9 protein-coding genes are annotated in these 12,554 nt (G+C 45.7%); 4 read left to right on the forward strand and 5 right to left on the reverse strand.

What is annotated here, in order from left to right:
* The first annotated feature begins 46 nt into the window (after nucleotides 1–46).
* From ACQY3M_RS05740 to ACQY3M_RS05750, 3 genes are read left to right on the forward strand one after another with little or no spacing between them, the layout of a single operon-like run.
* Nucleotides 47–1,288, forward strand: coding sequence for a threonine synthase (locus ACQY3M_RS05740; protein ID WP_428066667.1), 1,242 nt, complete (start codon nucleotides 47–49; stop codon nucleotides 1,286–1,288).
* Between the two features lie 12 nt (nucleotides 1,289–1,300).
* Complete coding sequence (locus ACQY3M_RS05745) at nucleotides 1,301–2,203, forward strand: DUF4912 domain-containing protein (protein ID WP_428066669.1); 903 nt, start codon at nucleotides 1,301–1,303, stop codon at nucleotides 2,201–2,203.
* Nucleotides 2,204–2,205: 2 nt separating this feature from the next.
* A complete protein-coding gene (locus tag ACQY3M_RS05750) occupies nucleotides 2,206–3,834 on the forward strand; it encodes a glycoside hydrolase family 57 protein (protein ID WP_428066671.1) in 1,629 nt (542 codons plus the stop codon).
* A gap of 188 nt (nucleotides 3,835–4,022) precedes the next feature.
* Here the strand turns inward: ACQY3M_RS05750 and ACQY3M_RS05755 are convergent, their stop codons facing one another.
* The gene (locus tag ACQY3M_RS05755; protein ID WP_428066673.1) at nucleotides 4,023–4,292 is read right to left on the reverse strand and encodes a hypothetical protein; all 270 of its coding nucleotides are present in this window, start codon (nucleotides 4,290–4,292) and stop codon (nucleotides 4,023–4,025) included.
* 59 nt (nucleotides 4,293–4,351) lie between these two features.
* Nucleotides 4,352–6,427: an ATP-dependent DNA helicase RecG gene (gene recG, locus ACQY3M_RS05760; RefSeq protein WP_428066675.1), complete on the reverse strand. Its 2,076-nt coding sequence runs from the start codon at nucleotides 6,425–6,427 to the stop codon at nucleotides 4,352–4,354.
* A 221-nt stretch (nucleotides 6,428–6,648) separates the two neighbouring features.
* On the opposite strand from recG, the gene ACQY3M_RS05765 reads away from it, so the two are divergent.
* A complete protein-coding gene (locus ACQY3M_RS05765) occupies nucleotides 6,649–7,860 on the forward strand; it encodes a hypothetical protein (protein WP_428066677.1) in 1,212 nt (403 codons plus the stop codon).
* Here ACQY3M_RS05765 and ACQY3M_RS05770 read toward each other — a convergent pair.
* The 3 genes from ACQY3M_RS05770 to ACQY3M_RS05780 form a co-directional block, all read right to left on the reverse strand.
* A complete protein-coding gene (locus ACQY3M_RS05770; protein WP_428066679.1) occupies nucleotides 7,857–8,735 on the reverse strand; it encodes a tyrosine recombinase in 879 nt (292 codons plus the stop codon). The two genes, ACQY3M_RS05765 and ACQY3M_RS05770, sit on opposite strands and share 4 nt — an antisense overlap.
* Nucleotides 8,736–8,877: 142 nt before the next feature.
* Nucleotides 8,878–9,912, reverse strand: a complete 1,035-nt coding sequence (gene recA, locus ACQY3M_RS05775) for a recombinase RecA (RefSeq protein ID WP_428066680.1) — start codon at nucleotides 9,910–9,912, stop codon at nucleotides 8,878–8,880.
* A 26-nt stretch (nucleotides 9,913–9,938) separates the two neighbouring features.
* Nucleotides 9,939–12,443: an ATP-dependent Clp protease ATP-binding subunit gene (locus ACQY3M_RS05780; RefSeq protein WP_428066682.1), complete on the reverse strand. Its 2,505-nt coding sequence runs from the start codon at nucleotides 12,441–12,443 to the stop codon at nucleotides 9,939–9,941.
* Nucleotides 12,444–12,554: the final 111 nt, after the last annotated feature.

Below are 12,554 nucleotides of genomic sequence, written 5' to 3' on the forward strand. Positions count from 1 at the left end.
GGTTTTAATATAAAAAAGTCTCCAAAAATGCTATCATTTTATAGATATGAAAAAGATATTAAACTTACAGTGCGTCAACTGCGGAAAAGAATATAAGACGAGGGATTCGGATTATGTTTGCAATTCCTGCGGCGGCACGCTGGAAGTCAATTACGATTATAAGTTAATTAACAAACGTTTGGATTACGAGGTTTTGGAAAATAATACTTCGTACAATATGTGGCGTTATATAGATCTTCTGCCGATAGACGATCACGACGATATTCCGCCCGTACAGCTTGGCTGGACTCCGCTTTATAAGGCAGACGAACTTGCCGAGCGTTTGGGGATATCACAGCTTTTTATCAAGGACGAAGGGCGTAACCCTACGGGCTCGATAAAGGACAGGGGCAGTGCCGTAGCCGTAGCCAGAGCTCTGGAAGTTGGGGCAAAGGTAATTACGGACGCTTCAAGCGGGAACGCGAGCGACTCTTTGGCCTGTTTGACTTCAAACCTAAAAATAAAGACGGTAATATTTGCGCCCAAGAATACGCCCGAACCGAAACTTGTACAGCTTTATATTTACGGTGCGGAAGTAATCAGGGTAGATGGTACTTATGACGAGGCTTTTGAGTTGTGCCGCAGCGCGAGCGAGAAGTTCGGTTGGTATAATCGCGCGGCGGGCTATAACCCGTACGCCCGTGAAGGGAAAAAAACTTGCGCCTTTGAAATTTGCGAGCAACTCCAGTGGGAAGCGCCGGATAAGGTAATAGTAGCCGCGGGCGACGGGACGATAGTCGCGGGAATGTGGCGCGGTTTTAAGGATTTCAACAAGCTGGGCATAATAGAAAAGATGCCCCAGATGATAGCGGTTCAGGCGGAAGGCAGTGCGGCAATTACAAACGCTTGGAAGAACGCGACGGATTTAACGGCGGTGCAAGCCAATACTATAGCCGACAGCATATCGGTAAATTACCCCAGGGACGGCTATTTGGCTTTGCAGGCTTTAAAAGAATCAAACGGTATGGCCATAACGGTGAGCGACGCGGAAATACTTACGGCGATACCGGAGTTAGCCCGAGAAACGGGTGTATTTGCCGAGCCTGGCGGCGCGGCGACATATGCCGGCTTAAAGAAAATGGTGGCGCAAGGTATGATACAAAAAGACGAATCAGTCGCCATAGTGATAGGCGGTAACGGGCTTAAAGACATAAGTACGGCGGCCAAATCGATAGAGATTTCTCACGAATTTGTTAAGCCGTCATTGGAAGAAGTGATAAAACTAGGGATTTTAAAACCGGAAAATTAAGGGGAGAGAAGTATGGAAGAGAAACTTTCATCAACGGCAGCAATAAAAATAGATCATAACTCCGTAAAAGAGGCGCAATACGATTTGCCGCAGAGTTACGGAAAGACGGAATCATTCCTTTTGCCCAAGGATCCGGGCTGGATATTCCTTTTTTGGGATATAATAAAGGATACTTACGAATATATTATGGGTGAGCGCGGACGCGATATCTTTGACAAATCCAGAAGCGTAATCCGTGTATACGACATTACCGGGGTGGCAGGCTTTAACGGCAGCAATTCAAATTCTTATTTCGACATACCGGTAGTTTTAGACGCGAGAAGCTGGTATATCAATATACCCGCCGGCGCGCGTAAATATATTTGCGATATCGGTATCATAACGCCGGAAGGGGAATTTGTGCTGCTTACAAGAAGCAACAGCACGACGACGCCTCCGGGCAAGATGTCCGATGTGATAGACGATAAGTGGATGATGGTCGAAGGCGAATACGAAAAATTGGTAAAGATGTCTGGCGTGGAGATGTTTGGCTCTTTAACCGGCGCGAGCGAAAAACTGCAGAATATATTGCAGCAGCGTTGGAAGATGTTCGGCCTGGACGTCAACACTATGCCGACTTCCAATATGTCTTCTTGGGGTTCTGCGCGTTTGGCCGTACCCGCGCCGACGCAGGAAACCGACGAGGACATTTGGCTTAAAGCCGATTGCGAACTTATCGTCTACGGCCAGGCCAGCAAGAACGCGAAAGTTTTGATAGGCGACAAGGAAATACAGCTCGGCCCCGACGGGACATTCTCTTTGAGATATTCCCTCCAAGACGGGCAGGTAGTAATACCGATAAAAGCGCATCATCACACCAAGACGGAAAAGAGAAGATCGATAACCATTAAAGCCGAAAGACAAAAGGAGGCCTAATAATGCAGCAGGAAAAAGGATACCTTTCTTTAGTATTACACGCCCATTTGCCTTTTATAAGGCATCCGGAATATCCGGACTTTCTTGAGGAAGATTGGTTCTATGAAGCGATGGTGGAAACCTATTTGCCGCTTTTGGACGTTTACGAAAGATTGATAGCCGAGGGCGTGGACTTTAGGGTAACTATGTCACTTACTCCGCCTTTGTGCGCTATGATGTCAGACGAGCTTCTGATAAGCAGATTTAGACATTATTTAAATCAGAGGATTGAACTTTCGGAAAAGGAACTCAACCGTACGGCTAATACGGAATTTTACCATGTGGCGCTGATGTACAATCAGAAATTCAAGCGCTACCGCGAGCTTTTTGAAGATTATTATCACGGCCAAATATTACAGGGCTTTAAAAAATTCCAGGATATGGGCAAGCTGGAAATTATTACCTGCTGCGCCACGCACGGTTATTTGCCCTTGCAGGTGCACAGGGAAAGCGTACGTGCTCAAATTAAGATAGCGGCGGAAGATTACAGAAGGAGATTTGACAGAAACCCGCGCGGCATTTGGCTGGCGGAATGTGCCTATAATCCGGGCGATGACATCTTCCTTAAAGAGCAGGGGATACGCTTCTTCTTTATGGAATCGCACGGCATAATGCACGGCACGCCCAGGCCGAAATACGGCATATACGCGCCTGTATATACACCCAACGGCGTGGCGGCTTTCTCCAGAGATATGGAATCGGCCCAGCAGGTATGGAGCGCGGAAAGCGGTTATCCCGGCGACCCAAATTACAGGGAGTTCTACCGCGATTTGGGATACGATTTGGATTATGACTATATAAAGCCGTATCTGCATTCCGACGGCGTAAGACGCAATATCGGTATGAAGTACCACAAAATTACCGGTAAAGTTTCTTTAAATCAGAAACAGCCGTATTACCCTAATGACGCCAAGGAAGTCGCCGCGACGCACGCGGGCAACTTTATGTTTAACCGCCAAAAACAGCTGGAATATCTCGCTTCGGTGATTACCGATAGAAAACCTTTGATAGTTTCCATGTACGACGCCGAACTTTACGGACATTGGTGGTATGAGGGTATAGATTTCTTATATTTCCTGTTTAAGAAAATCCATTACGACCAAAAAGAAATCAAACTCATCACTCCGCTTGAGTATCTAGAGAAGTATCCCGTCAATCAGGTTGTGCAGCCTTCGATGTCTTCTTGGGGCGATAAGGGCTATCACGATGTATGGCTCAACAGCGGCAACGATTGGATATACAGGCATCTTATCAAGGCGGCCGAACGCATGGTGGAGCTTGCCAACAGGTTCCCCAACGCCGACGGAGTTTTGAGAAGAGCTTTAAATCAGGCGGCGCGCGAGTTGGTGCTTATGCAGTCTTCAGATTGGGCTTTCTTGATGACTGTCGGCACGGCGAAGGAATATTCCACAAAACGCACCAAAGATCATGTAAAACGCTTTATAGCTATTTACGATATGATTATGGGCAACCGCATAGACGAGGGTTTTATTTGGGATTTGGAACAGAAGGACAATATCTTCCCGAATATAGATTACCGCGCCTATTGCTCCGAGGACGCGCAAGCTGTCGAAAAAACTAAAGCCGCATAATAGGCGGAAGCCGGAATTTAAAGAAGGAAGCCCTTTGGCTTCCTTCTTTTTTGTGGCTATGAAGATTGTATATATCTATAAATAAGCAATATGGCAATATTATTTTATTAAAGGCTGCCAAAACCCCTTGTTGATAATATAAAAAATAAACCCCGATTTTAATAGGGGTTTATTTTGAATGAGGAAAGTTACTTATCGGGATAGAAATAAATTTCCAAAGTTCTGAAGGTTATACCCGCCGCTTCGATTTTAGCCCTTGTTATATCCCAGTATTTAGTGTTTATCATTTGGGCAAGCTCTTCTTTGCCTATTTTTAAGGCCTGACAGATAACGTCGGCGCTGTAATCTTTTTGTTTGGCCACTTTCGGGTTTGATGTATCGCCCAAATAAGCCCCAAACGATTTAAAGCTGTGTCCATTGTAAATAAATTCATAATTGCAGAGTATTTTTTTTAACATAAGAAGAAATCCTTTAATAAATTGGCAATAACTAATATTATAATGTTTTAAGACGCAATTCAACCCAAATCTATAATATCCCAGTATTTCTGATATAAATCTATAAGGCGTTGTTTGAATGCGGCGTTTTCCGGTTTTTGCAGCAAAGGGTCGCAGTTAATTAAAAAATCCCTGTCTTCCACGGCCCAGCGCAAGACGTCTTTATCTTTTATTATGTCGCCCGCTTTAAACTCCAGTTCGCCCGATTGTCTGGTGCCTAGTATTTCGCCAGGTCCTCTCAGTTCCAAGTCTTTTTCCCCTATTTTAAAACCGTCATTGGTTTGGCAGATGGCGTTTATTCTTTCGGAAGAAACGGAAGAGGTATTTTGGGTTACCAGTATACAGTAAGATTTATCGCTCCCTCTGCCTACGCGTCCCCTTAACTGGTGGAGGCTGGCCAGACCGAAGCGTTCCGCGTTTTGTATTACCATTACCGTAGCGTTTTTTACGTCGATGCCGACTTCTATTACGGGCGTGGCGACCAAAATATCGGTTTTTCTGTTAAGGAAATCTTCCATTATTTTTTGTTTTTCCGTGCTTTTCATTGCGCCGTGTATCATGGCGACTTTGTATTGCGGCATAAGAGTTTTTATTCTTTCAAATTCCTGCGTCGCCGCTTTAAGCTGGAGTTTATCGCTTTCGTCTATCAACGGATATACTATGTAAGCCTGTCTGCCTTTAGATACTTCTTCCTTTAGCATATCAAAGGCCCGCCCTTCACTCAGATGGGCGGTATCCACCGGCTGTCGGCCTGGCGGGAGCTGATCTATGGTGGAAACGTCCAAATCGCCGTAAAAAGCCAAGGCGAAAGTTCTGGGAATTGGTGTTGCCGTCATTGAAAGCATATCTATATCGCGCGCTTTAGCCCTGAGTTTGGCGCGCTGTTTTACTCCGAAACGGTGCTGTTCGTCTATAACTATAAGTTTTAAATCCTTGAATTTTACATTGTCTTCTATCAGCGAATGTGTGCCGATAATTATGTCCGTTTCGCCTTTGGCCAGTGATTGTAGTATTTTATCCTTTTCTTTTTTGGGGGTTTTGGAAGTCAGCAATTCTATTTTTACGTCCAAGCCTTTAAGGTATCGCTTTAGAGTTATAAAGTGCTGAGTAGCCAAAATTTCCGTTGGGGCCATAAAAGCGCATTGATATTTGTTTTCCACAGCCAAAAGCATTGCGCAAAGCGCCACGACCGTTTTGCCCGAACCTACGTCGCCTTGCACCAGGCGGGTCATCGGGAAAGGGTTTTGCATATCCGCGAAGATCTCGTTTATCACCCGCGACTGGGCTTTTGTAAAAGTATAATCCAAATTGTTCTTGAACGGGGTAAGCAAAGTCCTTTTTATTTGATAGGAATGTTCCTTTTTTTTGCGTGCGCTTTGGCGCTTCTTTATGGACCAAGCCATCGTCATCAGCAAAAATTCTTCATACACCATACGCCTTCTGGCATTTTCTAGCTCCGCAAAAGATTTGGGGAAATGTATTGCGTATAGCGCTTGGCGAATATTTAGCAAATTGCGTTTTTGTATCAGCTGCGACGGAAGAGCCTCATGTTCGTCTTCAAGATATTTGCTTAAAGCGTCAAACACGGCCGCACGGAAGAATTTATTGCTCAGCCCCTGGGTAAGTGCGTAAATGGGAGTAATTGCGCCCGCGTTTATTTTGGCTTCCGGCGAGTTGAGGGGATAATATTCGTCTACTGTTATTTTATTGGAGAAGAAAGAATTCTTATCATCTCTTTTGCCTATAATCCAGAGTTTCGCATCGACTTTAAAATCCCTGCGCATTTGCATAAAAGGGTCAAAGCGGCGCATTTTCTTTTTAAACCAGACGGCTTCTATCATATTGCCTATGTCGTCGCGCATGAAGGCTTTGAATATAAGCAAAGCCCTGGCCGGGATAGTTTGCGTTCTTATGACGGTATATATTCCCGCGACATTTTCCACCCGTTTAAATTGCGACAGCTTCGCGTCCGGGCGTCTGTCTTGGTAGGTTCGCGGATAATAATGCAGCAAATCGCTTACCGAGCTTAAGTCAAGCTGGGCGAAGAGTTTCGCTTTTGCCGTTCCGATACCTTTAAGCTTTGTTATTGAAGGCATAATATATTATAGATTTTTCTTTTGTAATAAAGAGAAAAATCTGATTAAATGGGATAAAAGGCCTATTTGAGATTAGGCCCAAGTTCCCTTGCGGCGAAGGGGGGTATTTATTAAAATTTAATTATCTTAAACTAGCGGATGAGCGAATGTTTAAAAAATTTTTATCATTAATACTAGCTTTTCTCTTGGCGGGAGGGAGCTTCCTCAATGCCGGCGGTAATATGTCTTTAGATGATATAAAGATAATGCTCTCCAAGCCGAAGACTTACGTTAAAGAGCCGGAGGCCCTTCTCGCGATGTCGGTATTGGCGGGCATGCCGCAGTATGACAGGATAATAAAGGAATTTATTGCCTTGGAAGAGGAAATAGCGACGAAAGAAGCTTTGCTTGCCGATAAACAAAACGCAAGAATAATAAAAGCCGGGAAGAATATGATGATAGAGATTGAGAAGGGCTTTTCTTTAAATTTCCCCGCGCTTGACGATCACTACAAATGGCAAAAAGCAAATGTATACGAGCCTGCTTTTGAAGAAGTAAAAAAGCACCGTTTGGCCTATTTGGAATATTACAAATCGCCCGAGATACAAGCCAGATGGAAATCGGCGGAAAAAGAATTTGCCGCGGTAGAGAAAAAATTTAAGGGTTTGGAACGCCAATGGAATTCCGCCCGCAATACGCTTTTGAAGGCTGTCCTGCCCGCGGATGAAGCTGCTTTGAAGAAGGAAATAACCTCTTTGAAAAGGAGTTTGACCTCCAAGAGAGATCTGTTTGCCGCCGCGCAGTATCAAGTGTTTAAGGAAGAATATACCTCTCTTATGATCAGATTGCGGGAAAAGGCAGGCTTGTTCCTGCCCGAGGAGCTGGAGAAATTTGTCAGAAGAATGGATACGGATTTGCTCCGTTTCGAGCGGGCCGCAAGCGCGGAAGATATCGCCTTTGCGCGCCGCACGCTAAAGCAGTCTTTGGAGAAATTCGGCGGTATGTCCGTGGGGTTTGGCAGCAGGGAAATAAAATTTTATAAAGAAAATTTGAATAGATTTTTTAAGAATTTATCAAAACGCTTAAGCTTCAAATCTTCCATTCCTATGATAGCCGCGGGGGGCGTGGTGGTGTTTATGCTTTCTGCGCAAAGCGCACAGGCCTCAGAGGTATCCAACAGAAGGGTATTGGCAGCCAGAGCTTTGGATTATTCTTTCAAAGAAACGCCGGAGCTGATGCTTGCAAATACGGTAGCATTGCAGGATATGTACGGCGGCGAACTTGTCGCGGACGTCATTTACGAAAATCAGGAATATATACCTCTGTTGACGAAACAGTCCGAGGCGTTAAAATTCATTAGCGAAAACGCTTGCAAAGAATCTGATATGATATCGGATATTGTGGTAAGTTCTTCGGATTTCCAGCTGCCGGCAACTTTCGATTTCGGCTTTTAGCCGCGCGGATGCAGCTTGCGGTGCTTTTCTTTTATATCTCTAACGTTTACGTGCGTATAGATTTGGGTGGTGTTAAGACTTTCGTGTCCTAGCATTTCCTGCAGGCTTCTTAAATCGGCTCCGCCTTTTAGCAGGTGCGAGGCGAAAGTATGTCTAAAAAGATGCGGATATACCCGCCTTGTTATGCCGGCCGCTTTTGCTAAAGCGGAGAGGTCTTTCCAAACGGAAATTCTGCTTATTTTCTTGCCGTTTTTGTTTAGGAACAGTTCGCTGTCGGTATCTTTGCCGGCGAAGTGCGCTTGCCTTTGGGATAGATAGTCTTCCACCACTTTGCAGGCGTGTTCGTGAATAGGGACAAAACGCTGTTTGCGTCCTTTGCCGAAGGCCAGAACCCAGCCTTCTTTGGTGTTTACGTTTTCGGTATGAAGGTGTGTCAACTCCGACACGCGTATTCCGCTGGCGTAAAAGAGGGTTATTATGCATAAAGTGCGCCATTGAGCGAAGTTCTCTGGCTTAAAAGCAAGTATTTTATGTACCTCTTCGATGGAAAGCTGCTGCGGAATTTTGCGTATAAGCCTTGGCGAAAGGAGAAATCTCGTCGGGTCCTCTTTTATTATCCCCTCAACCATCAAGAATTTATAGAAGCTTTTAACCGCTTCGGTTTTCCTGAATACGCTTGAAGGCGCCAAATTGGCTTCCGATTTTAAGTGATAGATATAAGTATCCAGCAATTCGGGCGAAGCGTTTGGCGCGTCGACACGGTTAAGGTTGCAGAAGTCCAGATACTGTTTTAAATCGCGCATATAAGCAGCGATGGTATTGGGCGAGAGCTGCCTTTCAAAGGTGAGGTGATTTTTAAACTCTTCTATCGGCATAAAAACATTTTATAAAAATTTGTTTTTATTTAAGCATTTGCTTTTTTTACGTTTTTTTGTGGCTTCGGAAAGCGAATAAGAACCTTATACAGATAAAATATATACCCATAAAAAACCCCCGAATTAACGGGGGTTTAAATGTTTATTTTTTCTTCTTTTCTTCTTTTTTCGGAACAGGCCCTACTCCTAAATATATTTCCTTTAGTTTCTCTTCTATTTGGGAAGCGACTTCAGGATTATCCTTAAGGTATTGCCTGGCGTTTTCCGCGCCTTGGCCGAGCTTCTCTCCGTTATATATAAACCAGCTGCCGCTCTTTTCCACGACATTGCTTTCCACGCCCATGGAGATAAGGCATGCTTCCCTGGAAATACCTTCGCCGTGAAGCATAGTAAATTCGGCTTGTCTATAAGGCGGAGCGACTTTATTCTTCACGACTTTTACCCTTACTCTCGTGCCGATAATATGTTCGCCCGCTTTAAGGTTCTCTATTTTGCGAACGTCCAAGCGTACGGAGGAATAAAACTTAAGCGCCAAGCCGCCGGGGGTAGTTTCGGGATTGCCGAACATAACGCCTATTTTCTGTCTTAGCTGATTGATGAAAATGATGCTTGTCTTGGTTTTTGAAAGCAGGCTGGTAAGTTTCCTTAAAGCCTGGCTCATCAATCTGGCTTGCAGGCCGACGTGCGCGTCGCCCATATCGCCTTCTATTTCGGCTTTCGGCACCAAGGCCGCTACGGAGTCTATTATAATTAAATCCAAAGCGCCGGAGCGTACCAATTTTTCCGCAATTTCCAAGGCTTGTTCTCCGCTGTCGGGCTGGGATATTAAAAGCTCATCGATATTTACGCCTATCGCGGCGGCGTAGACGGGGTCAAGAGCGTGTTCCGCGTCTATAAAAGCTACTGTACCGCCCGATTTTTGGGCTTGCGCGGCGATATGTAAACTTAAAGTGGTTTTACCGCCCGCCTCCGGCCCGAAAATTTCTATAACTCTTCCGCGCGGTATACCGCCTATACCCAAAGCTAAATCCAACGATAAGGCGCCGGTGGGTATGGCCTCCACTTTCTTTATGGTATTGTCGCCAAGTTTGCAGATAGCCTCTTTGCCGAAAGATTTTTCAATCTGGCTTAAAGCCAGCTGCAAGGCTTTGGCTTTGTCTAAATTCGTTTCGCTCATCTACTCCTCCTTGAAATCTAAAAATCCTAATGTGCCGCCGCCGTTTGTCTAGGCGCGCGGGCCTTGGCCGCCTTAAAGGAAATTCTGTTCTTTTCTTTGTCGAAATCGGCCGTTATCTCCGTCTTGGGCGGGTATTGGTTTTTCAAAATAAACTCGGCGAGCGGGTCTTCCAATTCGCGCTGTAAAGTCCTAAGCAGCGGTCTGGCGCCGTATTTAGGGTCAAACCCGCTGTCCAAAAGATGTTGTTTTGCGTTTACCGTAAACTTTATCTTAAGTTGCTGTTCAGCCAATTTGGCTTGTATGTCGGCAAGATTAAGCTCAAGTATCTTAAGCATATGATCTTTGTTGAGCGGGTGGAATACTATCAGCTCGTCTATTCTGTTGATAAACTCGGGATTGAAAGTCTTTTTGACTTCTTCCATCACATTTGTTTTTATCTCGCCGTATTGTTCTTCTTCCGATTCCTGCGGAGTGAAACCCAGGCGGCTGCCCTTATTGGTGATTTCTCTCGCGCCTACGTTTGAGGTCATTATTATAACGGTATTTTTAAAATTTACCTTATGCCCCAAATTATCGGTAAGCTGGCCCTCGTCCAACACTTGCAGAAGAATATTGTAAATGTCGGGGTGCGCCTTTTCTATTTCGTCTAAGACGACTACGCTGTAAGGGCGTCTTCTTACGGCTTCGGTCAGTTGTCCGCCTTCTTCGTAGCCGACATATCCCGGCGGCGCGCCTATCAACCTTGAAACGGCGAATTTTTCCATATATTCCGACATATCTATACGTATCATCGCGTTTTCGTCGCCGAATAGGAAAGTGGCCAAAGTTTTTGCCAAAGCGGTTTTACCCACGCCGGTGGGGCCCAGGAACAGGAAACCTCCTATCGGGCGTTTGGGGTTGCCAAGGCCGGTGCGGCTTCTTCTTATGGCTTGCGATATGGCTTTTACGCCTTCGTCTTGCCCGACTATGCGTTCATGGAGATATTCTTCCATCTTCAGAATCTTGTCCGTTTCGCTTTGGGTGAGTTTCGTTACGGGTATGCCCGTCCATTTAGAGGCCACCACCGCTATGTCTTCTTCTGTGACGGTGGTTTTGTTTTCGGAACGTTTCTTTTCCCAGTCGCCGCGCAGGTGCGAAAGTTCGTTTTTAAGTTTTTCTTCCTCTTCTTTTAAGGCTGACGCCTGTTCGTATTCCTGTTTATTTATGGCTTCTTCTTTTTGGGAAGCCAATGCTTTTAATTGTTTTTCCTTTTCCTTAATATCGGGCGGGAGCATGGCCGCTTTAAGGCGCGCTCTGGAACCGGCCTCGTCCACCAGGTCTATGGCTTTATCGGGCATGGCTCTGTCAGTTATATAGCGGTCGGCTATATTGGCGGCCGCCTCCAGAGCTTGCTGCGTAAAGATGACGTTATGGTGCTTTTCGTAATTGCTTTTGAGGCCTTTAAGTATTTCTACGGTTTCCTCAACACTGTTGGGCTCGGCCGTTACGGGCTGGAAGCGGCGTTCCAAGGCCGGGTCGGCCTCAACATATTTTCTGTATTCGTCAAATGTAGTTGCACCGATTACCTGCAGCTGCCCTCTGGCAAGAGCGGGTTTTAGCATATTGGAAGCATCCATCGATCCTTCCGCCGCGCCAGCGCCGACTATGGTGTGGAACTCGTCTATAAAGAGTATAATATCGCCCGCTTTTTCCACTTCCTCTATAATATCTTTAAGGCGCTGTTCAAATTCGCCGCGGTATTTGGTACCCGCGACCAAAGAACCCAAGTCTAGGGTTACCAGTCTTTTATTATGCAGAATATCGGATATTTCCCCGCTGGCCATACGCTGGGCCAAACCCTCTACTATGGCCGTTTTGCCCACGCCGGGCTCGCCAATCAAAACAGGATTGTTTTTTGTTCTTCTGGCGAGTATTTGGGTAAGGCGCTCTATTTCGTCGTCGCGGCCGATTACCGGGTCAAGCTTGCCTTGAAGGGCAAGTTCGGTCAAATCGCGGGAATGTTCGTCAAGCGTTGGGGTTTTGCTCTTTTGGCTGAAATCGGTCTTGCTCTGCGGGAACTGGCCGTTGCTTTGTCCTTTCCCCTGCTGAGCGCCGTGTTCTTTCAAGGCTTTGAATACTACGGCTTTTATTACTTCCCCGTTAAGGCCTAAATTGGAAAGTATTTTTGCCGCTACGCCTTCTTCCTCCGCGGTTATTCCCAGGAGGATATGTTCTGTATTTATAAATTCGCTGCCGGCGGCTTGAGCCTCTTCCGAGGCGTGTTCCAAGACTTTTTTGACTCTTGGCGTCAGCGGCGCTTCGGAGAGCATTACCAGATTGTCCCCTATTCCGACAAGCTGTTCTATCTCCATTCTTATTTTTGCGGGAGTAGCCCCCATAGCCGCCAATATTTTGGCGGAAAATTCGCCCTCCGCATAGGCAAGGCCCAGCAAAAGATGCTCGGTCCCTATATAATCGTGATTAAATTTTTTTGCTTCTTCTTGTGCGATAAGCACCACTTTTTGCGCGCCCGCGCTGAAACGTAAAGGCATATTACCCCTTCCGAAAAGATATTTCCTTTATTATATATAATTAAGCGGTCTTTTTTCCTTTTTCGTCGGTGTGTAGCGTAAGGCGGGCAAAATGGCAAAAAGGGTGCAAAA

Origin of the sequence: Candidatus Proelusimicrobium volucris (genome assembly GCF_959605025.1) — a bacterium.
In the GTDB taxonomy this organism is placed as follows: Bacteria; Elusimicrobiota; Elusimicrobia; order Elusimicrobiales; family Elusimicrobiaceae; genus Proelusimicrobium; species Proelusimicrobium volucris.

Coding starts and splice junctions, on each gene's coding strand:
- recG (WP_428066675.1), bottom strand. CDS start 6,427: ATGCCTTCAATAACAAAGCTTAAAGGTATCGGAACGGCAAAAGCGAAA.
- ACQY3M_RS05740 (WP_428066667.1), top strand. CDS start 47: ATGAAAAAGATATTAAACTTACAGTGCGTCAACTGCGGAAAAGAATAT.
- ACQY3M_RS05745 (WP_428066669.1), top strand. CDS start 1,301: ATGGAAGAGAAACTTTCATCAACGGCAGCAATAAAAATAGATCATAAC.
- ACQY3M_RS05780 (WP_428066682.1), bottom strand. CDS start 12,443: ATGCCTTTACGTTTCAGCGCGGGCGCGCAAAAAGTGGTGCTTATCGCA.
- ACQY3M_RS05770 (WP_428066679.1), bottom strand. CDS start 8,735: ATGCCGATAGAAGAGTTTAAAAATCACCTCACCTTTGAAAGGCAGCTC.
- ACQY3M_RS05765 (WP_428066677.1), top strand. CDS start 6,649: ATGTCTTTAGATGATATAAAGATAATGCTCTCCAAGCCGAAGACTTAC.
- ACQY3M_RS05755 (WP_428066673.1), bottom strand. CDS start 4,292: ATGTTAAAAAAAATACTCTGCAATTATGAATTTATTTACAATGGACAC.
- recA (WP_428066680.1), bottom strand. CDS start 9,912: ATGAGCGAAACGAATTTAGACAAAGCCAAAGCCTTGCAGCTGGCTTTA.
- ACQY3M_RS05750 (WP_428066671.1), top strand. CDS start 2,206: ATGCAGCAGGAAAAAGGATACCTTTCTTTAGTATTACACGCCCATTTG.